Genomic DNA, 26,388 nt, shown 5'->3' with positions numbered 1-26,388 from the left:
GAACCGTGTTCCGCAGCGCGTACGCAGACGTTCCGCCCGTAGAACTGCCCATCCACGAAGCCGTACTGGGCCGCGCCGCCGAATTCGGCGACCTGCCGGCCCTCATCGACGGCACGGACGGCACCACCCTCACGTACGAGCAGGTGGACCGGTTCCACCGGCGGCTGGCCGCCGCCCTCGCCGACGCGGGCGTGCGCAAGGGCGACGTCCTCGCCCTGCACAGCCCCAACACGATCACCTTCCCGACCGCCTTCTACGCGGCCACGCGCGCGGGGGCCTGCGTCACCACCGTGCACCCGCTCGCCACACCCGAGGAGTTCGCCAAACAGCTCGCCGACAGCGCCGCCCGCTGGATCATCACCGTCTCGCCGCTGCTGGAGTCCGCCCGCCGGGCCGCCGAGATCGCGGGCGGGGTGGAGGAGATCTTCGTCTGCGACAGCGCCCCCGGGCACCGCTCCCTCGCCGACATGCTCGCGTCCCGCGCACCCGAGCCGAGGACCCACTTCGACCCGGCCGAGGACATCGCCGCGCTGCCGTACTCCTCCGGCACCACCGGCATACCCAAGGGCGTGATGCTCACCCACCGGCAGATCGCCACCAACCTCGCCCAGTTGGAGCCCCCCGTCCCGACGGGCCCCGGCGACCGCATCCTCGCCGTGCTGCCGTTCTTCCACATCTACGGCCTGACCGCCCTGATGAACGCGCCCCTGCGCAAGGGCGCCACGATCGTCGTCCTGCCCCGCTTCGACCTGGAGACCTTCCTCGCGGCCATCGAGAACCACCGCATCACCGGCCTGTACGTCGCCCCGCCGATCGTCCTCGCCCTCGCGAAACACCCGGCCGTGGCCCGCTACGACCTCTCCTCCCTGAAGTACGTCATCTGCTCCGCCGCCCCGCTGGACGCCCGGCTCGCCGCCGCCTGCGCCGAACGGCTCGGCCTGCCGCCCATCGGCCAGGCCTACGGCATGACCGAACTGTCGCCCGGCACCCACGTCGTCCCCCTCGACGCCCTGCACGAGGCCCCCGCCGGCACGGTCGGCAAGCTCATCGCCGGCACCGAGATGCGGATCGTCTCCCTGGAGGACCCCGGCAAGGACCTCGGCACCGGCGAGTCCGGCGAGATCCTGATCCGCGGCCCGCAGGTGATGAAGGGCTACCTCGGCCGCCCCGACGCCACCGCCGCCATGATCGACGCCGAGGGCTGGCTGCACACCGGAGACGTCGGCCACGTGGACGAGGCCGGCTGGCTCTTCGTCGTCGACCGGGTCAAGGAACTCATCAAGTACAAGGGCTTCCAGGTGGCCCCCGCCGAACTGGAGGCACTGCTGCTCACCCACCCCGGCATCGCCGACGCCGCCGTCGTCGGCGGCCGCAACGACGACGGCAACGAGATCCCGCACGCCTTCGTCGTACGCCAGCCCACCGCCGACGACCTGAGCGAGAACGAGATCATGCTGTACGTCGCCGAGCGCGTCGCGCCCTACAAACGCGTCCGCCGGATCACCTTCATCAACACCGTGCCGCGCGCGACCTCCGGGAAGATCCTGCGCCGGCAGCTCCGGGAGCACACATGAGCGCACTGATCGGACGCACCCGCGCGCGCGGCGTCGAAACCCTCAGCCTGGACGCCACCGACACCCGCAACGCACTCTCGACGGCCCTCGTCGGCGACCTCGCCAAGGCCCTGGCCGACTGCGCCGAGGACCCCGAGGTCCGGGCCGTCGTCCTCACCCACACCGGCACCACCTTCTGCGCCGGAGCCGACCTGCGCGACCCGCCCGACCCGGACGCCCTGGTCGGCCTGCTGCGACAGATCGTCGAGCTGCCCAGACCCGTTCTCGCCCGGGTCACCGGACACGTCCGCGCGGGCGGCCTCGGCCTGCTGGCCGCCTGCGACATCTCCGCCGCCGCCACCGGCGCCACCTTCGCCTTCACCGAGGTCCGCATCGGCGTGGCCCCGGCGGTGATCTCCCTGCCGGTGATCCCCCGCGCCGACCCCCGGGCGCTGGCCCGCTACTACCTCACCGGCGAGCGGTTCGACCCCGCCGAGGCCGTACGCCTCGGCCTGCTCACCGTCACCGGCGACGACGTGGACGAAGCCCTCGCCCCCATCCTGGACGGCCTGCGCCGCTCCTCCCCCCAGGCCCTGGCCGAGACGAAACCGCTGCTCACGGCTAGGGTGCTGGAGACATTCGACCGGGACGCGGCGGAGCTGACCGCGCTCTCGGCCCGGCTGTTCTCCTCCGCCCAGGCCCGGGAGGGGATGACGGCCTTCCTGGAAAGACGGGACGCGGCATGGGTGGTGTGAGGACGTGAGCACGACGGCGGAACGCGACCACGTGCCGCATGGGGACCCGAAACCGGACCCGAAGCCGGACCCGAAGCCGGATCGCAGCCCCAAACAGGACCGCAGCCGGGCCACCCGGCAGCGGCTCCTGGAGGCCGCCGTGGCCTGCCTCGCCGAGCACGGCTGGGCAGGCTCCACGGTCGCCGTCGTCGCCGAACGCGCCGGCGTCTCCCGGGGTGCCGCCCAGCACCACTTCCCCACCCGTGAGGACCTGTTCACGGCCGCCGTCGAGTACGTCGCCGAACAGCGCTCCACCGCCCTCAGGGAGCTGTTCCCGGACGGCGCCGCCGACCGCCACGCCGTCGTCTCCGCCCTCGTCGACCTCTACACCGGCCCCCTCTTCCGCGCCGCCCTGCACCTGTGGGTCGCCGCTTCCGACGAGGAGCAGCTGCGCTCGCGCGTGACCGAGCTGGAGGCCCGCGTCGGCCGCGAGACCCACCGCATCGCCGTAGAACTCCTCGGCGCCGACGAGAGGCGCCCCGGCGTCCGCGAGACCGTCCAGGGACTGCTCGACATGGCCCGCGGCCTCGGCCTCGCCAACCTCCTCACCGACGACACCGCCCGCCGCGAGCGGGTGGTGGCCCAGTGGGCGGTGCTCATGGAGGAATCGCTGGGCTGAAGGGGCCCGCCCGGGGCTGAAGGGGTCCGCGCCGAGGCGCGTTACCCTTGGCCCCATGCTTCCGATGCTCGTTCGCCGCCGCCACGTGGACTACGTGCGCGTCACGAGCATGGGCTGTCGGCTTTCGGCCTGAATTCAGCCCCTTTTTTCTCCCCTTCTTACGGCATTCTGGGCGCCGCCCTACCCTCGGCGGCCTGCCCGTGGCCCACACACCCTGTGGACGCACCCATGACGACGCACATCGCGACGACCCCGTCGTACGACCAGCTCCCGATCATCGACCTGTCGGCCGCCGACCGCGGCCCCCAGGCCCGCGCCCTGCTCCACGCCCAGCTGCACAGCGCCGCCCACGACGTCGGCTTCTTCCAGCTCGTCGGACACGGCGTGACCCGAGCCGAGACCGACACCCTGCTCAGAGCCATGCGCGCCTTCTTCGCCCTCCCCGAGGCCGAGAGGCTCGCGCTCGACAACGTCAACTCCCCGCACTTCCGCGGCTACACCCGCACCGGCGACGAACGGACCCGCGGCGCACGCGACTGGCGCGACCAGCTCGACATAGGAGCCGAACGCCCCGCCCACGCCCCCGGCCCCGGCGAGCCGCCGTACTGGTGGCTGGAGGGCCCCAACCAGTGGCCGGCCGCCCTCCCCGAGCTGCGCACGGCCGCCCTGGCCTGGATCGACAAGCTCAGCTCGGTGGCCCAGCGCCTCCTGCACGAACTGCTCACCGCGATCGGCGCCCCCGCCGGCTTCTACGACCCGATCTTCGGCGACCACGCACACCCGCACCTCAAGCTCGTCCGCTACCCCGGCAGCGCGGGCGACGGCACCGACCAGGGCGTCGGCGCCCACAAGGACTACGGGTTCCTCACCCTGCTGCTTCAGGACACCGTCGGCGGCCTCCAGGTCCAGCGCGAGGACGGCCTCTTCCACGAGGTGCCCCCGCTCCAGGACGCCTTCGTCGTCAACCTCGGCGAACTCCTGGAAGTGGCCACCAACGGCTACCTGATCGCCACCAACCACCGGGTGATCAGCCCGCCCGGAGCCACCGAACGCTTCTCGGTCCCCTTCTTCTACAACCCCCGCCTGGACGCCAGGATCGCGCCGCTGCCCTTCCCGCACGCGGCCACGGCCCCGGGCATCACGACCGACCCGGCGAACCCGCTCTTCGCCGAGTACGGCTACAACGAACTCAAGGGCAAGCTGAGGGCACACCCGCTGGTGGCGGAACGCCACCACGGGAACCTGCTGACCCTGGCCTGACCGACTTCCCGAGGAGCACGGAGCCGCGTCGGCATGCGGCTCCGCCACGCGACCACGACAAGCCACGATGCACCCGCGGTCGCCCGTGCTCCTGATCGACCCCGTCAGTGGGCGATGTCCGCGTAGCCCTCGATCTCCTGCGGGCCGCGCGGGCCAGGGCCCACATAGCGCGCGGAGGGCCGCACGAGTCGTCCGGTCCGCTTCTGTTCGAGGATGTGCGCGGACCATCCGGCGGTCCTCGCGCACGTGAACATCGAGGTGAACATGTGCGCCGGGACCTGCGCGAAGTCCAGCATGATCGCGGCCCAGAACTCGACGTTGGTGGCCAGGATCCGGTCGGGGCGCCGGTTGTGCAGCTCCTCCAGGGCCGCCTTCTCCAGCGCCTCCGCGATCTCGAAGCGGGGCGCGCCCAGCTCGCGGGCGGTGCGGCGCAGTACGCGGGCACGGGGGTCCTCGGCCCGGTACACGCGGTGCCCGAAGCCCATGAGCCGTTCGCCGCGGTCGAGTGCCTGCTTGACGTACGCCTCGGCGTCCCCCGTCCGCTCGATCTCCTCGATCATGCCGAGGACCCGGGAGGGAGCACCGCCGTGCAGCGGACCGGACATGGCGCCGACGGCCCCGGACAGCGCGGCGGCGACGTCCGCGCCGGTCGAGGCGATGACGCGCGCGGTGAAGGTGGAGGCGTTCATGCCGTGTTCGGCGGCCGATGTCCAGTAGGCGTCGACGGCCGCGACGTGCTTCGGGTCCGGCTCGCCCCGCCAGCGGATCATGAACCGCTCGACGACCGAGTTCGCCTTGTCGATCTCCCGCTGCGGCACCATCGGCAGCCCCTGCCCGCGTGCGGACTGGGCGACGTAGGACAGCGCCATGACGGCGGCGCGCGCCAGGTCGTCGCGGGCCTGGGACGCGTCGATGTCGAGGAGTGGTTTCAAGCCCCAGACCGGGGCCAGCATGGCGAGCGCGGACTGGACGTCCACACGGATGTCGCCGGAGTGGACCGGGATCGGAAAGGGCTCGGCGGGCGGCAGTCCGGGGTTGAAGGCGCCGTCGACGAGCAGTCCCCACACGTTCCCGAAGGAGACGTGCCCGACCAGGTCCTCGATGTCGACGCCGCGGTAGCGAAGGGCGCCGCCCTCCTTGTCGGGTTCGGCGATCTCCGTCTCGAACGCGACGACTCCCTCGAGCCCGGGTACGAAGTCGGACATCAGGCGGCTCCTCGTGAAAGTGTCGGCGGCGGTCACCCCGGTGATGCCCCGATCGACCGGTGGTCACCCAATCCGCGGGGGAAGCAGCACGATAACCCCGAGTGCCATGATTGGGCAGCCCATACGACACTGAGTGCCACGCGTTCGATACGGGCAAGATGACGGCGTGACCGACCGCGAACTCAGCCTCGACCCGTCCGTCGATCCCGCCGCCATGCGCAAGCAGTACCGGTCCCAGGGGCTCGACGAGAGGGATCTCGCCGCGCACCCGATGGACCAATTCTCCCGCTGGTTCGAGGACGCCGCCCGGGCGGCCGTGCACGGAATGATCTACGAGCCCAACGCGATGGTCGTCGCCACGGCGGACGCGTCGGGCCGGCCCAGCTCGCGCACGGTGCTGATGAAGCAGTACGACACCGACGGCTTCGTCTTCTACACGAACTTCGACTCCCGCAAGGGCCGTGAGCTGGCCGTCAACCCGCACGTCTCGCTGCTCTTCCCCTGGCACCCGATCGCCCGCCAGGTGATCGTGACGGGTGTCGCCCGGCGCACCGGGCGGGACGAGACGGCGGCCTATTTCCGCACCCGCCCGCACGGCTCGCAGCTGGGCGCGTGGGCCAGCGCCCAGTCCTCGGTGATCGCGTCCCGGGACGGGCTGGATGCCGCCTATGCCGAGCTGGGCGCGCGCTACCCGGAGGGGGAGCAGGTGCCGGTGCCGCCGCACTGGGGCGGTTTCCGGATCGTGCCGGAGACGGTCGAGTTCTGGCAGGGGCGCGAGAATCGGCTGCACGACCGGCTGCGGTATCTGGTTCGGCCGGACGGGGGATGGGACGTGGAGCGCCTGAGCCCCTGAGGGCGCTGAGCCGTCTTTGAACGCAGACGACCCGCGAGCTCGGTTCCTCCGCCTGATCGGCGGGGGAGCCGGCCGGACGTACCGGCGAGCTCGCGGGTCGGGTGACTGCGTTGGGTTAGGCCGGCTGCGTGTTTGTCACACACGCTGGTCCGGCACCGCACATGGTGTGGTGGCAGGCCGCTAGCCCGCAGCCACCTCGCGCGTCCGGGTTTCACTCATTTACCCGATCACCTCCTTTCGGCGTAAGTCACACCCTAGGAAGCCGCCGGGACCGGCTCAACTGTTTTTCGGAGATGTCGTGCTCGAGGATCCGAGCCGCGGTGTCGGGCATTGATTGCTGCAATCTGCGGGAACAGGATGTGGGCTGCGTCACGTTCCAGTTGAATGAAGGCGAGTGAGCGAACTGAGCGCCGTAGGTGCGCCGACGCAGCCTGCAGGGGGTCCAGGTGAGTGCTTCCCGGCGGAGTGGGACCACCGACGAGCTGGGGCCGGACGAGCCCGAGCCGGACGGTCCGCACGGCTCTGACGACGGTCCGGAGGAGTCCGGCGGCTCCGATCTGCTCGCCGCGCTGCTGGACGGCATGGACGCGGCGCTGTGCGCCTTCGACGCGGACGGGGTGGTCACGCACTGGAACCGCGAGGCCGAGCGGATCCTCGGCTGGACCGCCGCCGAGGCGGTGGGGCGGCACGGGTTCGCGGGGTGGGCGGTGCGCAGTGCCGACGCCGAGGACGTGCAGGAGCGTCTGATGTCGGCGATGCACGCGCCCGGCCGGCAGGTTCATGAGTTCGCCCTCGTGACGAAGGTCGGCGGGCGGGTTCTGGTGCGGACGCAGTCGGCCGCCGTGCGTGGGCCGGACGGGAAGCCGGCCGGTGTGTACTGCGCGTTCAGTGAGGTGCACGCGCAGATCGATCTGGAGCGGTCCATCGCGCTGAGCGAGGCGCTGTTCGAGGACGCGTCCTGGGGTGTGGTCCTGGTCGACGCCGATCTGCGGCCCGCCGTCGTCAACGCGCACGCGGCGCGGGCCCTGGGCATCGGGCGTACGTCCGCGCTCGGGCGGCCGCTCGGCGAGCTGCTCGCGCAGGGCGTGGAGGAGCTGGAGGGCGCGCTCACCCATGTCCTGGCCGAGGGCGCGCCGCCGGCGCCGGCCGAGATGTGGGTGACGGTGCGCACGGCCGAGGGCGAGAAGCGGCGTTGCTGGCGCAGCGGGTTCGTGCGGCTGGCCTCGCCGCTCGCCGAGGAGCCCGTACCGCTCGGGGTGGGCTGGCTGTTCCAGGACGTCACCGAGGGCAAGCAGGGCGAGCAGGAGGCGGCCCTGCTGCGCTTCCGTGGCAACCAGCTGCACCGCGCGGCCCGTGCCGCCGCCGAGTGCGAGGACCCGGCGGAGGCGGCCGTCGTCCATCTGGACTTCGCTCTCGCCGGCTTCGCCGACCACGCCCTGCTGGATCGTCTGGCGGGCGGCTCGCGCGCGGAGGGCGACGACGCGGTTCCGGTGCGGCTGGTGCGGCTCGCCGCCACGCCCGCCGGAACGCCCGGGCCGAGTGTGCTCACCGGCGCGGCCGGGCTGCCCGTGCGTTACGAGGAGGGTCATCCGGCGCTGAGCTGTGTCGTGCGGGCCGCGACCGTGCGCGCGGACGCGGGGTCCGTCCCGGCCGAGCGGGCGCGGGAGTGGGCGCTGGCCCGGCAGTGGCCCGGTGACTCCGTGCGGGCCCTGTGTGCCGTGCTGCGCAGCCGGGGCCGGACGCTGGGTGTGGTCACTTTCCTGCGCGGGGCCGGCCGCAGCCGCTTCGAGCGTGCGGACGCGGCCTACGCGGAGGACGTCGCCGTACGGATCGCGGCGGCCCTGGACCTGGCGGCGGTGCTGAGGGAGAAGGCCGGGGAGTAGCGGCGGCGCGTCCGGCTCAGTGCTGGTAGAAGATCCGGTCCCCGTACTCCTCCATGACCCGTCCGTTCCAGTCGTGGCCGCCGTCGACGTTGCCGGAGCGCAGCAGCGGGGGCTCGATGCCGCGGTCGGCGAGCGTGGCGGCCGTGGTGGCCATGACGGCCTGCATCAGGGCGGCGGTGACCACCGTGGAGGCCGGGGCGAAGGGGGCCGGGATGGTGTCGAGGGTGAGTTCCGCGTCGCCGACGGCGATCTTCGAGTCGAGGACGATGTCGCAGTGGTCCTTCAGGAAGGTGCCCGAGGAGTGCCGGGACCTGGTCTGTGAGGCGTAGGCCACCGATGTCACGCCGATGACCTTCACGCCGAGGGCGCGGGCGTTGAGGGCCATCTCCACGGGCAGGGCGTTGCGGCCGGAGAGCGAGATGATCACGAGGGCGTCGCCGGCGCGGATCGGGGAGGTGTCCAGGACGGCGCTCGCGAGTCCGTCGACGCGTTCGAGGGCGGATCCGAGGGTGGCCGGGGTGACGTCGACGCCGACGACGCCGGGAACGGCGAGCAGGTTCATCAGGGCGAGTCCGCCGGCCCGGTAGACGACGTCCTGGGCGGCCAGGGAGGAGTGCCCGGCGCCGAAGGCGAACAGCCGGCCGCCGGCCGCGACGGTGTCGGCGAGCAGGGTGCCGGCCGCGCTGATCGTCTCGGCCTCCTCCTCGCGGACCCGTTGCAGCAGGCCGATGGCGGCGTCGAAGAACAGGTCGGCAGGCGTGCCGTCGCTCATGCGGTGCCCCTTCGCATCGTCTGTGTCGCGGATCACCCTGCGGTCTGGACCAATGCGGTGTCAATACGGCCGGTCCGTCGCGTGGGTGCGACCGGCCGTATACGGTGCGCAGTCGACGGGATCGCCGTGGCTCCCCGTTTTCCCGGTAGCGCCCGCTTGTCGGTGGGGTACGGCAGAATTGGTGCCAGGGCCAGCGCACGCGCCGGGCTTCCGGCAGAGGTAACCGAGGGGCACGTATGTCCGGACTGATCGACACCACGGAGATGTATCTCCGCACCATCCTCGAACTGGAAGAGGAAGGCGTCGTCCCCATGCGCGCCCGCATCGCGGAGCGGCTCGACCAGAGCGGGCCGACGGTGAGCCAGACGGTGGCGCGGATGGAGCGCGACGGCCTGGTGTCCGTGGCCAGCGACCGGCACCTGGAGCTGACGGACGAGGGCCGCAGGCTCGCCACGCGTGTGATGCGCAAGCACCGTCTCGCGGAGTGTCTGCTGGTCGATGTGATCGGCCTGGAGTGGGAGCAGGTGCACGCGGAGGCGTGCCGCTGGGAGCACGTGATGAGCGAGGCCGTCGAGCGTCGCGTGCTGGAGCTGCTGCGGCACCCGACCGAGTCGCCGTACGGCAATCCGATCCCGGGCCTGGAGGAACTGGGCGAGAAGGACGGCGCGGATCCGTTCCTGGACGAGAGCATGGTGTCGCTGGCCGACCTGGACCCGGGCTCCGACGGGAAGACGGTCGTGGTCCGCCGGATCGGCGAGCCGATCCAGACGGACGCGCAGCTGATGTACACGCTGCGGCGGGCGGGTGTGCAGCCCGGCTCGGTGGTGAGCGTGACGGAGTCGGCCGGCGGGGTGCTGGTGGGCAGCGGCGGCGAGGCGGCCGAGCTGGAGGCGGACGTCGCCTCGCATGTGTTCGTCGCCAAGCGCTGAGCATGAGAGGGCCCCGGCGCCGTGTGGCGCCGGGGCCTGTCCTCCCCTGTGCTGACCCGGAGCCCCGAGCTCTCAGGGTCATCCCCTTCGGACCGTTTTTCCCCGAGCGGTCCGCCTCCCGCCAGAAAGATCCCCTCGGCGGCGGCGATCATTCCTTGAGGGGTGTCACTCGAATGAGGGGTGTTGTCCGCAGAGGCAGCATTCTCGAATAGGTATTCGATATTCTGCGGCGGCAGTACGACGGCGACAACGGCAAGAACGGCGATCACGGCGACAGCAACGGCAGTACACCGGTACGAGGCAGGCGGAGCTGGGGGGTGCCAGGCCGATGGCACGGCGTATCGATGTGACGGGAGCGGGCGGGGTGCGCCTGGCCGCCTGGGAGTTCGTGGACCCGCCCAAACCGGAGGCGGAGCCCGGGGCTCCGGGCGTGCTGTTACTGCACGGCCTGATGGGCCGTGCCTCGCACTGGGCGTCCACCGCCCGCTGGCTCGCCGAGCGCCGTCGCGCCCTCGCGCTCGACCAGCGCGGCCACGGCCGGAGCGACAAGCCTCCACAGGCCGCCTACACCCGCGAGGCCTACGTCGAGGACGCCGAGGCCGCCCTCGAACAGCTCGGTCTCGCCCCCGCCGTCCTCATCGGCCATGCCATGGGCGCGCTCACCGCCTGGCAGCTCGCCGCGAAACGCCCCGATCTGGTGCGCGGCCTGATCATCTGCGACATGCGGGCCTCCGCGCTCGGCGCGGCCTCGCAGCGCGAGTGGGCCGAGTGGTTCCGGTCCTGGCCCGTCCCCTTCGCCACGCTGGCCGACGTCCGCAAGTGGTTCGGCGAGGACGATCCGTGGGTGGAGCGCCCGAGCCCCGCGCGCGGCGCCTTCTACGCCGAGGTGATGCACGAGTCCGCCGACGGCTGGCGCCCCGTCTTCGAGCCGGAGCAGATGCTCGCGACCCGGGAGAGCTGGGTGTACGACGCGCACTGGGAGGAGTTGGCGCAGGTTCGGTGTCCCGCGCTGGTCGTTCGCGGGCTGGACGGGGAGTTGGGGCGGGCCGAGGCGCAGGAGATGGTGCGGGTGCTGCCGCGTGGGGAGTATGCGGAGGTGTCCGACGCGGGGCACCTTGTGCACTATGACCAGCCGTCGGCTTGGCGGGGGGCTGTCGAGCCGTTTCTTGACGCGGTGCTCGGGGTGTGAGTGCCTTCTCGTCTGCGGGGTTTTTTGTGCGTTGGCGGGTGCGGGTGCGTCGTGGCTTGTCGCGCAGTTCCCCGCGCCCCTGGGTGAGTTGAGGGTGCCCTGCGCTGAAAGGTCCCCGCACTGAGAAGTGCCGTCAGCCCTTGCTCACCGCCGCCAGGATTTCCGGCAGGCGCGCCGCCGTTCGCGGTGCCGCGAGTTTCAGGCCCAGGTACGTGATCGTCGCCCCGTACCCCGCCCCCACCGGCAGCAGCACCCAGTTCCACGCGTCGCCGTCCGCGCTGACGTTCAGCCAGATGGTGGCGGCGATGACGGGGGAGCTGAGCAGGGCGGCCGCGATCATGCCGCCGAAGACGGAGATCCAGGCGAGGCCGGCCTGTCCGGGGGCCACGTTCTTGTGGCCCTCCTGCGGGATGGAGTACGGGAACCTGGCCGAGGCCCAGGCGCCGGTGGCGAGCATCGCCCCGAGCAGCGCGAGGGACAGCCCGAGGACCTCCGGCAGCCGGGCCCAGTCGCCCAGCAGCGCGGTGGTCGACACGGTCACGAGCGCGGTGTAGGGCAGGGTGATCACCAGCAGGGCCAGCGCCCGCCCGCGCAGTTCGGCGTACGCGTCGCGGGAGGAGGAAATGGTCAGGGCCACCATCCAGAAGGCGGAGGTGTCCTGTCCGAACTGGTTGTACATCTGGATGCCGAGCATCCCGGCGGCGAAGCAGACGAAGTAGGGGGAGCCGGTGCCCTGCACCGCGTTGTACACCGGGACGATCAGGCCGATGGCCAGCGAGGTCACCCACGCGGCCTTGGTCTTCGGGTCGCGCCAGATGTAGCGCAGGGCGCGGTCCATGACCGTACCCGTGCGCCCGGCCGGCAGCAGCCGGCCGAGCCCGGCCGAGGAGCGGTCCCGGGCCCCGGTGCCGGCGGTCGGGAGGGTGGACGCGTCGGGCGAGGTCATCAGCCGGGTCAGCGTCCGCGCCCACACGGCGAGGAGTCCCACGAGCGCGGCCACCGTCACGGCGAGTTGGCCGACAGCGGTGCCGTACGATCCCTCGCTCGCCGCTCGTACGGCCGCCACCGCCGACGCGGGCGGCACCCAGGACAGCACGTCGGCGGCCGGCTGCAGCCGGCCGAGGCCCCCCGAACCCAGCTGGCCCGCACCGAAGTTGACCAGTTGCATCCCGATGGCGACGACCAGCCCGCTCAGTACGGCGAGATCGCGTCCCTTCCTGCTGGTCAGCAGCCGTACGTTGGCGGTGGCGACGGCCCGCGCGAGCGCCACGCAGACTAGCGGCGCGAGGGTGACGGCGACGACGCAGACGGCGTATCCCGCGGCTCCGTGCGCCACCGACAGGGCACAGCCCGCGAGGACCAGCAGCGTGTACAGGGGTCCGATGCCGATCAGCGAGGCGGCCAGCAGCGCCCGGACCAGCGGGCGGGGCCGCAGCGGCAGCAGCACCAGCCGGGTCGGGTCCAGCGTCTCGTCACCGCTCGGGAAGAACAGCGGCATCACCGCCCAGCCCAGCGCCAGCACGGCCGCACCCGGCACGGCCACGGCCTCGGCGTGCGCGTGCCCGCGCAGCGCCAGCAGTCCCAGCAGCTGGAGCAGTGCGAACAGCGGGGCGACGAGGGCCGAGGCGAGGAACGCGGTCCGCCGGCCGGCCGACTGTCTGAGGCCGCCCCGCAGCAGGGACAGCTTCAGCCGTACGACGGTGGAGGTCACGCTCGTCATCGGGCGGCACCGCCGCCCAGCCAGTCCAGATCGGCCCCGGCATCCCGCTCGCGCGCCCCGACCAGTTCCAGGAACGCCTCTTGCAGCGTGGGATGCTCCGCGCGCACCTCGGCCAGGGTCCCGGTGGCCCGGATGCGTCCCGCCGCCATGACGGCCACCCAGTCGCACAGGGACTCGACAAGTTCCATCACGTGCGAGGAGAACACGACGGTGGCGCCGGAGGCGGTGTACCGCTCCAGGACTCGCCGGATCGTCTGCGCGGAGACCGGGTCGACGCCCTCGAACGGCTCGTCCAGGAAGAGCACTTCGGGGTTGTGGAGGAGAGCGGCCGCGAGCCCGATCTTCTTGCGCATGCCGGTCGAGTAGTCCACGACCAGCTTGTGCTGCGACCCCGCGAGGTCGAGCACGTCCAGCAGCTGGGTGGCCCGCTTGTCGGCCTCGGCGCCGGGCAGCCCGCGCAGCCGCCCCGAGTACCCGAGCAGTTCCCGCCCCGAGAGCCGCTCGAACAACCGCAGCCCCTCGGGCAGCACCCCGATCCGCGCCTTGACGGCCACCGGGTCCTGCCACACGTCATGCCCGACGACGTCGACGGACCCCTGATCGGGCCGCAGCAACCCGGTCACCATGGACAGCGTGGTGGTCTTCCCGGCCCCGTTCGGCCCGACGAGCCCGATGAACTTCCCGGCGGGCAGGTCGAGATCGATCCCGCCCACGGCGACTTGCTGCCCGAATTGCTTCCAGAGGCCCCGTATCCGCACTGCCGCTTCGGTCATGCGAGAACCCTACGGCGGCGGAAATGTCCTTCAGGGGCGCGGGAGTGTGCCTGCTATGCGGCTCCGCCGCGTGGGCGCACGTCAGCGATCCCGGCCGCACGCATAGGCCAACGGCGAGATCAACTCCTCCGCATCCGGCAGCCACCGATTCGCGGGGGTGGGCCGGCAGGCCCACTGCACCGCACCACGCGATCCGAACCGAGTGGGAGGAGCGGCCACGTAACCGCCCTCACCCAACGGCACAAGATCCAGCGAGGCCAGCGACCAGCCCAGCTTCCGCACCAGATCCGGAACCTTCGCCGAGGCCCCCGGCAGCACGAAGAACTGCATCCGCCGGTCGGGAGTGAGCGTCACAGGACCCAGGGTCAGCTCCATCCGCTCCATCCGGGCCAGCGCCAGAAACCCGGCGCTCTCCGGGACGGACAGCGCGTCGAACGTGCGCCCCGTCGGCAGCAGGATCGACGCCGTCGGCTGCTTCTGCCACATCCGGCGGGCGACGGTCGCACTGCCGGTCGCCTGCGTCGCCCAGTCGGGGCGCGTGGGATGCGCACCCGGCGCAGGGCAGGAGGCATCGCCGCACGAGCAGCGCTGCACCCCGTCGACGGCTTCCAGCCAGCTGCCCGGGAACACGTCCCAGTGCCGCTCCTCGGCGTAGCGCACGGCGGTTTCCAGCAGCGATTCGCCGCGCTGCTGCGGAATCTGTGCGATTTCGGTGCTCGCGATCGTCTCTTCCACGCTGAACTCAACTCCCGCACTCACCTGGAGTTACGGCTGTAGCGCGCGCGGGGGAGGAGCATCGGTTCCGCAAGTGGGGCGCATGGGTGCATGGGTGGGGGCGCGCGGGAGGAAGCGGGGCCTGGGCTGGGTAGCCAGGAAGGGGGAGGCATCACCTTTACCCCGGCAAACCGCACATGTCACGCATTGACGGTATGTCAGCTGGGCAGTGATCTTCACGACCGGATCCTTCCGGCCGGGTCTTCACGATCCAGGGGATCGCAACGCAGGGGGTAGCACATGGCCGCAAGGCCTCTCGTCGCGAGGCAGCCGAACGAACGGCTGCAAGCACTCATCCAGGAAGCGGGGTGCTCGAACGCCGGGCTGGCCCGGCGGGTCAACATGTGCGGCGCCGAGCACGGCCTCGACCTGCGCTACGACAAGACGTCCGTGGCCCGCTGGCTGCGGGGCCAGCAGCCGCGGGGCCGGGCCCCGGCGATCATCGCGGAGGCGCTCGGGCGCAAGCTCGGCCGTACGGTCACGATCGACGAGATCGGCATGGCCAACGGCAAGAACCTCGCCTCGGGGGTCGGTCTCCAGTTCTCGCCGACGGTACTGGGGGCCATCGAGCAGGTCTGCGAGCTGTGGCGCAGCGACGTGGGCCGGCGGGACTTCCTGTCCGGCTCCTCCGTCGCCGCCTCCGCGCTGGTCGAGCCCAGCCGCGACTGGCTGATCTCGGCGCCGGACGCCCAGGTGGCCCGGCAGGCGGGCCCGCGCGTGGGCCAGTCCGACGTGGCCGCCGTGCGGTCCATGACCCAGGCGCTGGTGGACCTCGACCACCAGTTCGGCAGCGGACATGTGCGCCCGGTCGTCGTGCACTACCTCAACAGCGTCGTCTCCGGGCTGCTCGCGGGGTCGTACCGGGAGGCGGTGGGCCGCGACCTCTTCGCGACCGTGGCCCGGCTGACCGAGCTCGCCGGATACATGGCGGTGGACACCGGGCAGCCGGGGCTCGCGCAGCGCTACTACATCCAGTCCCTGCGCCTCGCCCAGGCGGCCGGCGACCGCGGCTACGGCGGTTACATCCTCGCCGCCTCCATGAGCCACCTGGCCGCGCAGCTCGGCAACCCACGCGAGATCGCCCAGCTGGCGCGTGCCGCGCAGGAGGGGGCGCGCGGGCGTGTGACCCCGCGCGCGGAGGCGATGTTCCACGCGGCCGAGGCCCGCGGGCACGCCCTGCTCGGCGATGCCCGGGCCGCGCAGGACGCCTCGGGGCGGGCGGTCGAGGCGATGGAACACGCGGACGCGGCCTCCGCGGACGACCCGGTGTGGATCGCGCACTTCGACGAGGCCTATCTGGCCGACGAGCTGGCGCACTGCCACCGCGACCTGGGCCAGGCCGAGGCGGCGGCGCGGTACGCCGAGCAGTCGCTGGCCGGGCACCCCGAGTCCCGGGCCCGCCGGCGGGCCATCGGTTATGTGCTGCTCGCCACGGCCCAGGTGCAGCAGCGCGAGATCGAGCAGGCCTGCGGCACCGGTCTGAAGGCGGTGGAGCTGCTGGAGACGCTCCGTTCCAACCGGGGCGCCGAGTATCTGGAGGATCTCCAGCAGCGCCTGGAGCCCTTCCGGGACGAGACGGTCGTGCGGGAGTTCGGGGCCCGTCTCGATCTCCAGCAGGCCGCCTGAACACCAGCCCCGTGAGTGCGTGAACGGCCGGGAAACGGCTCTCGGACGCGCGGCGGACACCGCGGACGGCGCACCACGGGGCGGTTTGTTACCACTGTCACAGGGAACAAGATCGCGCCCTTGACCGCGTGGCACCCCGCTCGGGGGACCCGGTAGCGTGAGCCGACGATTCCGAAGGTCCCCCATTCGTAGGAGTCCCGGTGACGCAGAGTGGACAGGGCGAGGAGCCCTCGGCGCGGCCCGCGCGCGAAGGCATCGTGCTGCCCTCCGACGGAGGCGAGCCGCTGGTGCCCGGCCTGACGGGCGCTCCGGCCCCCGCCGGACCGGCCGGCGGCCAGGCATGGGGCGGCCCCTGGGGCCCCGGCCCGCAGCAGGCGCCCCAGCCCGACCAGGGCTGGCCCCCGGCGCCCGCCCAGCAGTGGGGCGCCGCGGAACAGCAGCCCGCGTCCGGCAACGGCCCCGGCCCGCTGCCCCCGGAGGGCGCACCGGCCGCGCCGTACGGCGGCCAGGCCTACGGCTCCGGCGGCGGGCAGCCCCAGTACGGCGGCCCGCAGCCCGCGTACGGCGACCCGGCCGCGTACCAGCAGCAGTACCAGGCGCCGCCCGCGCCCGCCGCCCAGGCGCCCCTGCCGCCGGCCGTGCCGGACGCCTACCCGGCGCAGAGCGCACCGCACGGCGCCCCGCCGCCTCCGGCGGCCGAGGGCGCGACCCAGTACCTCCCGCCGGTTCCCCCGGCGGGCGGCGGCATACCCGCGCAGGCCCCGGTGGCCGCACCCGCGGACGAGGGGGCGACCCAGTACCTCCCGCCCGTCCCGGCTGCCTCCGCGGCCGAGGGCGCCACCCAGTACCTGCCCCCGGTCCCGGCTGCCTCCGCCCCCGAGGGCGCCACGCAGTACATCCCGCCGGTGATGCCCGGTGCGCTGCCGCCCGAGAGCGCCGCGGAGGAGACGCGGTACCTGGGGCGCGCGCAGCAGCCGTCCGCCCCGGCCGCCCACCCCGACGCCCAGGCCACGCAGTACATCCCGCCGTACACCGGCCAGGCGCAGGGCGCGGAGCGGAAGCCGCCGGCCGAGTTCGACAACCTCTTCCGCAGTGGGCCGGGCGGCGCCGAGAGCCCGGCCGGGGCCACCCAGCAGATGCCGCGCGTCCAGCAGCCGAACGCCTACCCGGGCCCGGCCCAGCCGTCGTACAGCCCGCCGCTGGACGAGGACGAGGGGCGCCGGGGAGGCAGCGGCAGGTCCAAGGTGCCGCTGATCGCCGCCCTCGGCATCGGCATCATCGTCGTGGGAGTCGGCGCCGGTGCGCTGCTCAGCGGCGGTGGCGGGGACAAGGGCGACGACAGCAAGACGGTCGCCGCCTCCGGCCCGGCCACCCAGGACTCCGCCTCGGCCGCCGACCCCGCGAAGCAACAGGCGGTCGCCCTGGACAAGCTGCTCTCCGACAGCGGCAGCAGCCGTGCCTCGGTGATCCAGGCGGTGGCGAACGTCAAGCGCTGCGACAGCCTGGACCAGTCCGCCTCCGACCTGCGTGACGCGGCCAAGCAGCGCTCCGGCCTGGTCACCCGGCTCGGCCGGCTGTCCGTCGACAAGCTTCCGGGTAACGCAGAGCTGACCGACGCCCTCACCAAGGCCTGGCAGGCCTCCGCGGCGGCCGACAACCACTACGCGGCCTGGGCCGACCAGGTCGGCGGCGGCAGGAAGGGCTGTCACAAGGGGCAGGCCCGCGCCACCGGCCAGGCCCAGGCGGGCAACCGGGAGAGCGGCACCGCCAGCGCGCAGAAGGTGAAGGCCGCCGCGCTGTGGAACACCATCGCGAAGCAGTACGGCCTGACCCAGCGCCAGCCGACCCAGCTGTGAGGACGGCGGGCGCCGGGAGGCCGGTCAGTCCAGGTCCGCGCTCTCCAGGGTGCTCGTCATGTCGGTGATCCCGTTGATGCCCGAGCCGGCGGTCTTCTTCGCGGCGACCAGCCGGCCGTCCTGGACCATCTGGAGGGTGACGTCGGCGTTGACCAGCCGCGGGAAGCCGACCCCGGCGAGCTTGCCCTCGTAGGGCCAGTGCAGCGTCGGGGTCAGGCCGCCGGTGGACACGTCGAGGCCGTCGTCGAGGGTGTGCCGCACGGTGTCGGCGCTCACCTCGCCGGCGCCGATCTTGTCCAGGACGGCCTTGAGCACGGTGTAGGCGATCCAGGTGGTCTGCACTCCGGCGTCCGCGGGGTCGATGCGGTTGTCGCCGAAGGCCTCCTCGCTGATCACCTTCTTCATCGGGGCCCAGCGCGGGTCGGACGCCACCGGGTACCAGCTGGTGATGTACGCCCCCTCGTAAGGCCCCGACGCCCCGCCCGTCGCGTTGATCACGGTCTGGTCGACGCTGCCCAGCACGGTCGCCGTGCGCACCGAGGGGAAGCTGTCGCGGGCCCGCCGGAAGGAGTCCATGAAGGTGTCGGTGCGGTCGCCGAGTGCGGGCACCACGCAGCCCTTGCGGGTCACGTCCTTGGTCGCGGACCGCAGTGCCTGGTCGGCCTGCACGCTGTATTCGGTGGCGTCCTCGGCCGCGAGCTGGTCGTTGGCGGCCGGGTGCCGGCCCGCCTTCAGACCCGAGTCCAGCAGCGCGGGCAGCTGGTCGCCGGCGATGCTGTCGGGGCGGACCAGGGAGACCGGGCCGCAGGTGCCGGCCAGTGCCCTGCCGAGACCGGCCAGGAGGGCGGGCTGGCCCCCGTTGACCGGGTACGACATGGGGCCGGTGAACTCCTCGTTGGTGACGCCGTAGCCGCCGATGTAGGGGATGCCCGAGCTCTCCAGCGGGGCGAGGTAGGAGTCGCCGAACTGGCTGTAGGAGCCGACGACCGCGACCACGTCCTCGGCCGCCGCCCACCGGGCGCACTTTGCCGCGCCCACGCTGTCGTTGTGGTCGTTGCAGGTCAGGACCTCGAGCTTGCGGCCGTTGACACCGCCGTGGGCGTTGATCCACTTGCCGAAGGCGCGGGCCATCGCGGGCATGCCGGGCTTGTTGGTGGCGTCCGTGTTCTCCGGCGCCCAGGTCATGACCTTGATCGGGTCGTCCCCGGAGCCCCCCGTGGCACCGGGGATGGCCCCGCATCCGGCGGTGAGCGACGCACAGGCGGCCAGTGCACCCGCGTACAGGGCGGTGCCTCTGACGGGCCGGGAGAAGGTTCGGAGGATGGTACGAGTGATGCGTCGCCTGCCGGTCATGGACACGCACGATTCCCTCACACCGCTAACCAGAGAGTGACCGTGGTTCAACCCGAGGTGACATCGAGGTGAATTACGGGGGCTGGTGAGACTGCTGCGGCAGAGAACGTACGATCGATGACCGTGCAAGGTTCGGAGAACTCTTCCCGTCGCGGCCGTCGCTCCTCCACCATGGGCGGCATGCCACTGAACGACATGCCGTGGTGGCGCTGGCGCAGCAATGTGCGCTCCGCGCTGCACATGCTCTCCGATCCGGTGTTCCAGCGGGACGTCTGGCTGGCCGGCGTGGACGGATACGGTGACGTCACCGACGCCGTGTACCGGCTGGTGGAGGACACCTGGCTGGACAACTGGTCGGCGGAGAAATACATCGGAACCATATTCCGGGACTCGCAGGAGGCGGCGCTCGTCGACACGGCCGTGCTGCGGGTGCTGCGGATCATGCACCAGGTCGGCCCGGACGCGCCGGTCGCCGCCTACCTCGACCACCACGGGTGGCCGGAGGCGGTGCGGGCGGCGCGGGACGCGCACATACGCCTCGCGGCGAGCGACGGGGAGGAGTCGGACACGCCGCCGAAGAGTCTGGAAGTGCTGCGCATTCTGACGCGGACCGCGTAGGCAGGGGCGGGGCTCCTCACGGCCGGCGCCCGGTACGCAGGCCGTGCCCGCCCGTCCCGCCCTGCGGGACGACTGCCCACGGCGCGATTCAGGTGTGGGAACCTGTAGCGCATGAATGAGCAGTCCGCGCCCGCCGCCGCCCTGGCGGACCAGTACGTCCTCACCCTCTCCTGCCCGGACAAGCAGGGCATCGTGCACGCCGTGTCGAGCTACCTGTTCATGACCGGCTGCAACATCGAGGACAGTCAGCAGTTCGGCGACCGCGACACCGGACTGTTCTTCATGCGGGTCCACTTCTCGGCGGAGGCTCCGGTGACGGTGGACAAGCTGCGGGCGAGCTTCGCGGCGATCGGTGACTCCTTCCACATGGACTGGCAGATCAACCGGGCCGACGAGAAGATGCGCATCGTCCTGATGGTCAGCAAGTTCGGCCACTGCCTGAACGACCTGCTGTTCCGTGCCCGGATCGGCGCGCTGCCCGTGGAGATCGCGGCCGTGGTGTCGAACCACACGGACTTCGCTGAGCTGGTGGGCTCGTACAACATTCCCTTCCACCACATTCCGGTCACGAAGGACAACAAGTCCGAGGCCGAGGCGCAGCTTCTCGAGCTGGTCCGCGAGGAGGACGTCGAGCTGGTCGTCCTCGCCCGCTACATGCAGGTCCTCTCCGACGACCTGTGCAAGCGGCTCAGCGGCCGGATCATCAACATCCACCACTCCTTCCTGCCGAGCTTCAAGGGCGCGAAGCCGTACCACCAGGCGCATGCGAGGGGCGTCAAGCTGATCGGTGCGACGGCGCACTATGTCACCGCCGATCTCGACGAGGGGCCGATCATCGAGCAGGAGGTCGAGCGGGTCGGCCACGATGTGACCCCGGACCAGCTGGTCGCCATCGGCCGCGATGTGGAGTGCCAGGCGCTGGCGCGGGCCGTGAAGTGGCATGCGGAGCGGCGGATTCTGCTCAATGGGCGGCGGACGGTGGTGTTCGCCTGAGGGGCGGGGGCTTTCTCGGCTCGCGCGCCTGCGGGTTGTGTCCGGTTTGCCGCGCGAACGGCCCCCACACACCCGCAGCCGCCCGTTAAGCCGCAACCCTCCCCTACATCCGGCTCAACGAAGCCGCCGCGAACAGTACGTCCCTGATGGCCTCCCGGTCACCGACCTGCCCGGCCGCGGCCTCCTCCGGCGGCACATGGCCTGCGGCCAGCTTGCAGAACTCCACGCCGTCCAGCGCGACATGGGCCACCTCGAACTCCGCGGAGCCCACCGCCCCGGGTGAGTCCAGGGGGATCAGCCAGTGCCCGCCGGCCGCCCCCTCGATCTCCAGCCGCAGGCTCCGGCCCGGTGACCCCGCCGGCACGAGATGCGGGGCCTTCCCGGGCGCGGACAGCCCGGCCCGCCGTCGCTCGGCGAGTGCGGCCGGGAGCATCCGGGCCGCCAGGTCGATCATCTTGTTCAGGTGACGCGGAGCGGGCGGGTCGTACGGGTAGTCCACCGCCTCCGCGATGTCCTCCGCGTGCACCCAGCACTCGAAGGCGCGGTCCAGCATCGCGTCGTGCAGGGGCAGTGCGAAGTCGCCGTACGACACCGTGAGTTCCCCGGCACCGCTGTCCGTGAAGGACGCCGTCCGTACGAGGTTGTGGCTCTGTTCCCGCCACGGCCCCCGCACCGAGCGTGTCGGCGGGAAGTGGGACGTCCGCCAGAACGCCTCGGTGCGCCCGGCGGGCCCCGCCACGTCCCGCTCGGCGGTCTCGCCTCTCTCGTCCCTCTCGAAGATCTCGGCCAGCGGATCCTCCAGACCGAGTGCCACCGCGACCAGCCCGTCCACCGACAGCAGATGCGCGATCACCCCGGCCACGGTGGTACGACGGCTCGTCGCCGTGTCGGCCTCGAACCATCGCAGCCGCACGGGCGCATGCCACTCGGCGTCCCCGAAGTCCTGCAGCAGCGCGTCCAGTCGCGCGGTCTCGGCGTCGTACGGAGCCGCCCACTCGGGCACCGGAATGCGCGGCGGCCGGCGGCTCAGACAGCTCTCCAGGACCCGGGTGCGCAGCGTCGGGTCCAGGTCGAGGCTCTCGGGCTGGTGCAGCAGACCGACCGCCTCGCGCAGCCGCAGCGCCTCGTCCGCGCAGGACCCGCAGTGGCCCAGGTGCTCCTCGACGGCCGTGGCCTCCGCCGCCGAGCAGGCGGCCAGCGCCCATGCGCCGAGGAGCGACTTCAGGACGTCGTGCGGCAGATCGAGCGGCACGGGCGCGAGGCCGCCCAGGTCGGCGAGGTCCGGCAGCGGCTGTCCGCTGTCCTCGACGGGGGCGCGGGGGAGAGGTATGCGGGGCGTCCTGCCCGGATCGGGTCCGCCGGCGCCCGGCGGCACGCCACTGTCACCGGCGCCCCCGGCGCGGTCACCGGCACCGGAGTCCGCGCCCGGAGCGCCCCCGGACTCGTGCTCGTCCCGGCCGTCGTCCCTGTGGTGCTCGCCGTGCCCGTCAGGCCCGTCGTGTGCCCCGAGGTTTCCCGCCCCGCTCACACCGCACCCCCGTATCCCGGCGGCGTCCCGACGTCATGGGCGGTGGACAGCAGTTGCAGGCCCAGGCGGAGCCGGCGGCGGGCCTCGTCCTCGGTGACGCCGAGGTCGACGGCGGTCTGGCGGTAGTCGCGGCGCTGGAAGTAGGCCAGTTCCAGCGCGGCGCGCAGCGGGGCGGGCATGGAGTGGACGATGTAGTCGGCGCGGGCGGCGACCGAGGCGCGGCGCAGCTTGCTCTCCACTTCCTCCGTGGCGCCGCTCTCGCCCTGCGGGAGCGCGGCGGTCTCGGTGGCGCGCAGCCGCTGCACGGCCAGCCGGTGGGTCACGGCCGCGACCCAGGAGCGCAGCGGGCCCTGCTTGGGGTCGTAGGTGTCGGGGTTCTCCCAGAGATGGGCGAAGACCTCGCGGGTGACGCCGTCGGCGGCCCGCTCGTCCCCGAGGACGCGGTGGGCGAGACTGTGCACGAGCGAGGCGAAACGGTCGTACATCTCGCCGAGCGCGGCGGCTTCACCGTGTGCGAGCCGCTGCTGCATCTTGCGGTCCCAGCGGGGCGGTACGTCCTTCTGCGCCATGCTGCCCCTCCCTTCGCCCTCGTCCGGCCCGTTCGGCGTGTCTGCACCGTCATCTCGAATGTAGTCGGCGCCTCTGACAGCGCACGCTCCTTTGTGTCAATGTGCGCTCCCCGAGGCGCCGCAGGTGATAGGGGTCTCTTCACATATCCTTCACCCAACAGGTGCCCATCGGCGTCCATCTCCGATCGAACCCGATCGAGGGTGACCGAAACAAGACCCTTGCCGATCGCCTGCGGTTTGCTCGCCGAAGTTTCAGGGAACCGCCGCTGGGCAGCCGCGCGGAAGGAAACGTAGGAACTGCTTCCGTTTCCGGGCGGTTCCGGGATACCGGCGAGCGGAGGGGCATGGCCGTGGCATTCAAGGTGACCGGCGTCGAGCGGGGCGAGTGGGCCGTGCTCCAGGTGTCCGGGGAGCTGGACCTGATGACCTCGCCGGTGCTGCGTCAGCGGGTGCACGACGTGGTCGCGGAGGGGCATCACAGCCTGATCCTCGACCTCTCCGAGGTCTTCTTCTGCGACTCCAGCGGGGTCGGCGTCCTCGTCGCCGCCCGCCGGCTGATCCGCTCCTGCCAGGGCCGGCTGCGGCTGATCCTGCCCGACCAGGGCGCGGACGACGGTTCGCACGTCAACCGGGTCCTCGGCGCGCTCGGCGTCCGCCGCCTCTTCGACGTCCGCCCCGACGTCGACGCCGCCGCCGACGACGAGGCCGGCCCGCTCTCCGCATAGCACCGTCCAGGCCGTTGCCACAAGGTTGTCGCAGAATTCCCCCGGTCTTGGCACAACCGCCGCTTTCCCGCCGTATCCCCGCCACCCCCGACGTACGCTCCACCCCGGAGCAGTCCCCACGTCAAGTAAGGCGGTCCGAACAGACATGGTCAGCACCGAGTACGAACGCAGGATCGCCGCCCGGTTCGCCACGTTCGACCAGGACGGCAACGGTTACATCGACCGCGAGGACTTCAACGCGGCGGCCAAGGCCCTGCTCGCCGAGTTCGCCGTGCCGGCCCGGTCCGACAAGGGCCAGGCGCTGTACGCCGGGGCGGAGGCGTTCTGGCAGGGCATGGCGGGCATCGCGGACCGGGACGGTGACCAGCGGATCACCCGCGAGGAGTTCGTCACCGGCGCGGTCAAGCGCCTGCGCGACAACCCCGACCGCTTCGCCGAGATCGCCCGCCCCTTCCTGCACGCGGCTCTCGCCGTGGCCGACCCGGACGGGGACGGCCGTGCCACCGTCGCCGACACCGCGCGCGTCCTGCGCGTCTTCCACGTACAGGAGGACATCGCCCGGGCGACCGCCGCCGCACTCGACACCGACGGCGACGACAGGGTCGGCGAGACCGAGGTCGTTCCCGCGTTCGCGCGGTACTTCACCGTTCCCGAGTAGGGCCGGGCGGCGGTCCGGCCCGCGATCGCGGTCAGCGTCCGCCGGCTCGGGCCAGCGCCTCCTCGGCCCGGGCGGCCAGCGTGCCCACCAGATCGGCCGCGGACGGCAGGTCGTCGATGAGGTCCACGGCTTCGCCCGCCCACCGCGGCAGCGCGGGGATGTCGCCCTGTGCCAGGGCGTCCTGGTACTCCCGCCGGGCATGAGGGGCGGCCGTGAGGTCGTCCTCCCGGCCGCGCCACCGGTCGAGGAAGGGGTGGCCCAGGGTGCGCGCGGTGTACTCCGCCGGCCACCGCGAGCCGCGGGCGATGTCCAGCACCCTGTTGCGCTCGGTGTCCTCCGCGCGTCCCTCGACGATCGCCCGGGCGGTCGCGGGGGCGACCAGGGCCTCGGACGTGGCCTGGAAGCGGGTGCCGAGCAGCGCTCCGGCGGCACCCAGCGCCAGGGCGGCCGCCACGCCGCGGCCGTCGGCGATCCCGCCGGCCGCCAGCACCGGCACCGGTGCCGCCAGGTCCACCACGACGGGCACGAACGGCAGTGTGGACCGCCCGCGCCGGGCCCCGTGCCCGCCGGCTTCGGTGCCCTGCGCCACGATCACGTCGGCGCCCAGATCCACCGCCCTTCGGGCCTCCTCCAGGTCGGTGACCTGAATGATCAGCGTGGTGCCCGCGCCACGGACGCGCTCCACGAACGGACCGGGGTCACCGAAGGACAGCATCACCGCCCGCGGACCGTGCTCCAGTGCCCGCGCGATCGTGCCGTCGTCGACCGCCCACGTCTGAAAGCCGATGCCCCACGGTCTTCCGGCGACTTCGCCGCTCAGGACGGGCAGTTCGCGGGCCAGCCAGGCCTCGTCGCCGTTCCCGCTGCCCAGCAGGCCGAGCCCGCCGCCCCGCGAGACCGCCGCAGTCAGGGCGCCACCGGCCGATCCGCCCATCGGGGCCAGGGCGATCGGATGCTCCAGGCCGAACAGTTCCGTGAACGCGGTCGACAATCCCATGACCGCAATCCTCGCCCGTCCGTCGTGCCGGTCGCAGCGAAACCGACGGACTGTCCGGGCGGCGGCGGGCCGATGCCTGCCGGGCGACGGACCGGCCTGGGCTATTTCTCCGGCAGCCGCGCGATGTCCGACACCGGACCGACATGGGCGAGTTTGTCAGGGTTGGACACGGAATGGATCGCGTGGATCACACCGTCGGCGATGTCGAGTCCGATCACGCTGGCCACGCGCCCCTCGGCGTCGTACGTCACGGCGCCCGGCCGGCCGTTGACCTGGGCCGGCCGCAGGGAGAGGCCGACCAGCCGGAGCCGGCGCAACCCGCCGACGAGCAGTTGCGCGACGCGCCGTGCCTCGGCCACCGCCCTGCCGATCGCACGCGCCTTGCCGCCGCCGTCCCCGTGGAACACCACGTCGGGCGCGAGCATGCCGAGCAGCGCCTCCATGTCGCCGCCCGACGCGGCGTCGAAGAACTTGCGGGCGAGCTCCTCGCCCTCGGCCCGCCGTGCCGGGGGCGGCGCGCCGCCGGCCGGCCGTCCCGCGGGGGCGACGCGCTTTCTGGCGCGGGCGAAGATCTGCCGGCAGTTCGCCTCGGACTTGCCGGTCATCCTCGCCACGTCCGGGTAGCCGTACCCGAACACCTCGCGCAGCATGAACACCGCCCGCTCCACCGGGGAGAGGGTCTCCAGCAGGACGAGGAACGCCATCGACAGCGAGTCGGTCAGCTCGGCGTGCTCGGCGGGGCCCGGCCGCTCGGCGGACACGACGACCGGCTCGGGCAGCCAGTCGCCCACGTACGTCTCCCGCCGTACCCGCGCCGAACCCAGGTAGTTGATGCCCAGCCGGGTCACCGACGTGGTCAGGTAGGCCTTCAGATCGTTGATCGTGGTGCCCGCCCGGCGGGCACGGGTCAGGCCGAGGAACGCGTCCTGCACGATGTCCTCGGCATCGCCCACGGACCCGGTCATCCCGTAGGCGATGGAGAAGAGCAGCGGCCGGTATCCGGCCCCGTCCGTCCCGTTCGCTGATCCCGGCACGGGACCTCCTCCTCGCCGGCTCGGTCGAAGATCCGTACGACGTCCGCAGGTTATCCGAGGCGTCCTGTCACAGCTTGCAGGGGTGCCTTGTCCCAGAGGGACGACAG

The 26,388-nt window shown here is 72.4% G+C and carries 24 protein-coding genes; 14 read left to right on the top strand and 10 right to left on the bottom strand.

Features of this window, described 5'->3' with window-relative positions; translation table 11 throughout:
- Nucleotides 1-5: 5 nt before the first annotated feature.
- The 4 genes from AVL59_RS44580 to AVL59_RS44565 all read left to right on the top strand — a co-directional run bounded on the left by AVL59_RS44580 (nucleotide 6) and on the right by AVL59_RS44565 (nucleotide 4,226).
- Nucleotides 6-1,574: a 4-coumarate--CoA ligase family protein gene (locus AVL59_RS44580; RefSeq protein WP_067315858.1), complete on the top strand. Its 1,569-nt coding sequence runs from the start codon at nucleotides 6-8 to the stop codon at nucleotides 1,572-1,574.
- A complete protein-coding gene (locus tag AVL59_RS44575; RefSeq protein ID WP_067315856.1) occupies nucleotides 1,571-2,308 on the top strand; it encodes an enoyl-CoA hydratase family protein in 738 nt (245 codons plus the stop codon). The genes AVL59_RS44580 and AVL59_RS44575 overlap by 4 nt, the downstream gene beginning before the upstream one ends.
- A gap of 31 nt (nucleotides 2,309-2,339) precedes the next feature.
- On the top strand, nucleotides 2,340-2,966 hold the full coding sequence (locus AVL59_RS44570; RefSeq protein ID WP_067318516.1) for a TetR/AcrR family transcriptional regulator: 627 nt from the start codon (nucleotides 2,340-2,342) through the stop codon (nucleotides 2,964-2,966).
- Nucleotides 2,967-3,194: 228 nt separating this feature from the next.
- Nucleotides 3,195-4,226, top strand: a complete 1,032-nt coding sequence (locus tag AVL59_RS44565) for an isopenicillin N synthase family dioxygenase (protein WP_067315853.1) — start codon at nucleotides 3,195-3,197, stop codon at nucleotides 4,224-4,226.
- 104 nt (nucleotides 4,227-4,330) lie between these two features.
- Here AVL59_RS44565 and AVL59_RS44560 read toward each other — a convergent pair whose 3' ends face one another.
- Nucleotides 4,331-5,431 carry a citrate synthase 2 gene (locus AVL59_RS44560; protein ID WP_067315850.1) on the bottom strand — a complete coding sequence of 367 codons (1,101 nt, stop codon included), beginning with the start codon at nucleotides 5,429-5,431 and terminating at the stop codon, nucleotides 4,331-4,333.
- 166 nt (nucleotides 5,432-5,597) lie between these two features.
- On the opposite strand from AVL59_RS44560, the gene pdxH reads away from it, so the two are divergent.
- Entirely contained in the window at nucleotides 5,598-6,284 is a 687-nt protein-coding gene (gene pdxH, locus AVL59_RS44555; RefSeq protein ID WP_067315847.1) for a pyridoxamine 5'-phosphate oxidase, read from the top strand.
- A gap of 446 nt (nucleotides 6,285-6,730) precedes the next feature.
- A complete protein-coding gene (locus tag AVL59_RS44550) occupies nucleotides 6,731-8,167 on the top strand; it encodes a PAS domain-containing protein (RefSeq protein ID WP_067318514.1) in 1,437 nt (478 codons plus the stop codon).
- 16 nt (nucleotides 8,168-8,183) lie between these two features.
- On the opposite strand, the gene AVL59_RS44545 is transcribed toward AVL59_RS44550, so the two are convergent.
- Complete coding sequence (locus tag AVL59_RS44545; protein WP_067315844.1) at nucleotides 8,184-8,939, bottom strand: SIS domain-containing protein; 756 nt, start codon at nucleotides 8,937-8,939, stop codon at nucleotides 8,184-8,186.
- A 236-nt stretch (nucleotides 8,940-9,175) separates the two neighbouring features.
- On the opposite strand from AVL59_RS44545, the gene AVL59_RS44540 reads away from it, so the two are divergent.
- Both AVL59_RS44540 and AVL59_RS44535 read left to right on the top strand, forming a co-directional pair.
- Nucleotides 9,176-9,868: a metal-dependent transcriptional regulator gene (locus AVL59_RS44540; protein WP_067315842.1), complete on the top strand. Its 693-nt coding sequence runs from the start codon at nucleotides 9,176-9,178 to the stop codon at nucleotides 9,866-9,868.
- Nucleotides 9,869-10,196: 328 nt separating this feature from the next.
- Nucleotides 10,197-11,057 (top strand): alpha/beta fold hydrolase, encoded by an 861-nt coding sequence (locus tag AVL59_RS44535; RefSeq protein ID WP_067315839.1) that lies wholly within the window; start codon nucleotides 10,197-10,199, stop codon nucleotides 11,055-11,057.
- Nucleotides 11,058-11,190: 133 nt separating this feature from the next.
- Here AVL59_RS44535 and AVL59_RS44530 read toward each other — a convergent pair whose 3' ends face one another.
- The 3 genes from AVL59_RS44530 to AVL59_RS44520 all read right to left on the bottom strand — a co-directional run bounded on the left by AVL59_RS44530 (nucleotide 11,191) and on the right by AVL59_RS44520 (nucleotide 14,285).
- A complete protein-coding gene (locus tag AVL59_RS44530; RefSeq protein WP_067315837.1) occupies nucleotides 11,191-12,777 on the bottom strand; it encodes a transporter in 1,587 nt (528 codons plus the stop codon).
- A complete protein-coding gene (locus AVL59_RS44525) occupies nucleotides 12,774-13,550 on the bottom strand; it encodes an ABC transporter ATP-binding protein (protein ID WP_067315834.1) in 777 nt (258 codons plus the stop codon). The genes AVL59_RS44530 and AVL59_RS44525 overlap by 4 nt, the downstream gene beginning before the upstream one ends.
- Nucleotides 13,551-13,631: 81 nt before the next feature.
- A complete protein-coding gene (locus AVL59_RS44520) occupies nucleotides 13,632-14,285 on the bottom strand; it encodes a bifunctional DNA primase/polymerase (RefSeq protein ID WP_067315832.1) in 654 nt (217 codons plus the stop codon).
- A 279-nt stretch (nucleotides 14,286-14,564) separates the two neighbouring features.
- Between AVL59_RS44520 and AVL59_RS44515 the strand changes: the two genes are divergently transcribed.
- Together AVL59_RS44515 and AVL59_RS44510 are read left to right on the top strand one after the other, a co-directional pair.
- The gene (locus AVL59_RS44515; RefSeq protein ID WP_067315830.1) at nucleotides 14,565-15,950 is read left to right on the top strand and encodes a transcriptional regulator; all 1,386 of its coding nucleotides are present in this window, start codon (nucleotides 14,565-14,567) and stop codon (nucleotides 15,948-15,950) included.
- Between the two features lie 200 nt (nucleotides 15,951-16,150).
- Entirely contained in the window at nucleotides 16,151-17,806 is a 1,656-nt protein-coding gene (locus AVL59_RS44510) for a hypothetical protein (RefSeq protein ID WP_067315827.1), read from the top strand.
- 24 nt (nucleotides 17,807-17,830) lie between these two features.
- Here AVL59_RS44510 and AVL59_RS44505 read toward each other — a convergent pair whose 3' ends face one another.
- Entirely contained in the window at nucleotides 17,831-19,159 is a 1,329-nt protein-coding gene (locus AVL59_RS44505; RefSeq protein WP_079147288.1) for an ABC transporter substrate-binding protein, read from the bottom strand.
- A gap of 117 nt (nucleotides 19,160-19,276) precedes the next feature.
- Here AVL59_RS44505 and AVL59_RS44500 point away from each other — a divergent pair, with 117 nt between their 5' ends.
- Together AVL59_RS44500 and purU are read left to right on the top strand one after the other, a co-directional pair.
- Nucleotides 19,277-19,777, top strand: coding sequence for an SCO4402 family protein (locus tag AVL59_RS44500; protein ID WP_067315824.1), 501 nt, complete (start codon nucleotides 19,277-19,279; stop codon nucleotides 19,775-19,777).
- Nucleotides 19,778-19,888: 111 nt separating this feature from the next.
- Entirely contained in the window at nucleotides 19,889-20,770 is an 882-nt protein-coding gene (gene purU / locus AVL59_RS44495) for a formyltetrahydrofolate deformylase (protein ID WP_067315821.1), read from the top strand.
- A gap of 103 nt (nucleotides 20,771-20,873) precedes the next feature.
- Here purU and AVL59_RS44490 read toward each other — a convergent pair whose 3' ends face one another.
- Nucleotides 20,874-22,298: a zf-HC2 domain-containing protein gene (locus tag AVL59_RS44490; protein WP_372450399.1), complete on the bottom strand. Its 1,425-nt coding sequence runs from the start codon at nucleotides 22,296-22,298 to the stop codon at nucleotides 20,874-20,876.
- Nucleotides 22,295-22,867 carry a sigma-70 family RNA polymerase sigma factor gene (locus AVL59_RS44485; RefSeq protein ID WP_067315818.1) on the bottom strand — a complete coding sequence of 191 codons (573 nt, stop codon included), beginning with the start codon at nucleotides 22,865-22,867 and terminating at the stop codon, nucleotides 22,295-22,297. Before AVL59_RS44485 ends, AVL59_RS44490 begins: the two co-directional genes overlap by 4 nt.
- A gap of 344 nt (nucleotides 22,868-23,211) precedes the next feature.
- Here AVL59_RS44485 and AVL59_RS44480 point away from each other — a divergent pair, with 344 nt between their 5' ends.
- Both AVL59_RS44480 and AVL59_RS44475 read left to right on the top strand, forming a co-directional pair.
- Nucleotides 23,212-23,592 carry an STAS domain-containing protein gene (locus AVL59_RS44480; protein ID WP_067315816.1) on the top strand — a complete coding sequence of 127 codons (381 nt, stop codon included), beginning with the start codon at nucleotides 23,212-23,214 and terminating at the stop codon, nucleotides 23,590-23,592.
- A 145-nt stretch (nucleotides 23,593-23,737) separates the two neighbouring features.
- A complete protein-coding gene (locus AVL59_RS44475; protein ID WP_067315812.1) occupies nucleotides 23,738-24,250 on the top strand; it encodes an EF-hand domain-containing protein in 513 nt (170 codons plus the stop codon).
- Between the two features lie 31 nt (nucleotides 24,251-24,281).
- Here AVL59_RS44475 and AVL59_RS44470 read toward each other — a convergent pair whose 3' ends face one another.
- The gene (locus AVL59_RS44470; protein ID WP_067315809.1) at nucleotides 24,282-25,247 is read right to left on the bottom strand and encodes an NAD(P)H-dependent flavin oxidoreductase; all 966 of its coding nucleotides are present in this window, start codon (nucleotides 25,245-25,247) and stop codon (nucleotides 24,282-24,284) included.
- Nucleotides 25,248-25,348: 101 nt separating this feature from the next.
- Nucleotides 25,349-26,281 carry an RNA polymerase sigma factor SigJ gene (gene sigJ / locus AVL59_RS44465; protein WP_099053231.1) on the bottom strand — a complete coding sequence of 311 codons (933 nt, stop codon included), beginning with the start codon at nucleotides 26,279-26,281 and terminating at the stop codon, nucleotides 25,349-25,351.
- Nucleotides 26,282-26,388 lie beyond the last annotated feature (107 nt).

The sequence above is a fragment of the Streptomyces griseochromogenes genome (assembly GCF_001542625.1).
Taxonomy (GTDB): Bacteria; Actinomycetota; Actinomycetes; order Streptomycetales; family Streptomycetaceae; genus Streptomyces; species Streptomyces griseochromogenes.
This window is presented reverse-complemented; position numbering and strand designations above follow the sequence as displayed.

Coding starts and splice junctions, on each gene's coding strand:
- AVL59_RS44540 (WP_067315842.1), top strand. CDS start 9,176: ATGTCCGGACTGATCGACACCACGGAGATGTATCTCCGCACCATCCTC.
- AVL59_RS44475 (WP_067315812.1), top strand. CDS start 23,738: ATGGTCAGCACCGAGTACGAACGCAGGATCGCCGCCCGGTTCGCCACG.
- AVL59_RS44485 (WP_067315818.1), bottom strand. CDS start 22,867: ATGGCGCAGAAGGACGTACCGCCCCGCTGGGACCGCAAGATGCAGCAG.
- AVL59_RS44575 (WP_067315856.1), top strand. CDS start 1,571: ATGAGCGCACTGATCGGACGCACCCGCGCGCGCGGCGTCGAAACCCTC.
- AVL59_RS44530 (WP_067315837.1), bottom strand. CDS start 12,777: ATGACGAGCGTGACCTCCACCGTCGTACGGCTGAAGCTGTCCCTGCTG.
- purU (WP_067315821.1), top strand. CDS start 19,889: ATGAATGAGCAGTCCGCGCCCGCCGCCGCCCTGGCGGACCAGTACGTC.
- AVL59_RS44565 (WP_067315853.1), top strand. CDS start 3,195: ATGACGACGCACATCGCGACGACCCCGTCGTACGACCAGCTCCCGATC.
- AVL59_RS44560 (WP_067315850.1), bottom strand. CDS start 5,431: ATGTCCGACTTCGTACCCGGGCTCGAGGGAGTCGTCGCGTTCGAGACG.
- AVL59_RS44515 (WP_067315830.1), top strand. CDS start 14,565: ATGGCCGCAAGGCCTCTCGTCGCGAGGCAGCCGAACGAACGGCTGCAA.
- AVL59_RS44545 (WP_067315844.1), bottom strand. CDS start 8,939: ATGAGCGACGGCACGCCTGCCGACCTGTTCTTCGACGCCGCCATCGGC.
- AVL59_RS44505 (WP_079147288.1), bottom strand. CDS start 19,159: ATGACCGGCAGGCGACGCATCACTCGTACCATCCTCCGAACCTTCTCC.
- AVL59_RS44535 (WP_067315839.1), top strand. CDS start 10,197: ATGGCACGGCGTATCGATGTGACGGGAGCGGGCGGGGTGCGCCTGGCC.
- AVL59_RS44500 (WP_067315824.1), top strand. CDS start 19,277: ATGACCGTGCAAGGTTCGGAGAACTCTTCCCGTCGCGGCCGTCGCTCC.
- AVL59_RS44480 (WP_067315816.1), top strand. CDS start 23,212: ATGGCCGTGGCATTCAAGGTGACCGGCGTCGAGCGGGGCGAGTGGGCC.
- AVL59_RS44470 (WP_067315809.1), bottom strand. CDS start 25,247: ATGGGATTGTCGACCGCGTTCACGGAACTGTTCGGCCTGGAGCATCCG.
- AVL59_RS44525 (WP_067315834.1), bottom strand. CDS start 13,550: ATGACCGAAGCGGCAGTGCGGATACGGGGCCTCTGGAAGCAATTCGGG.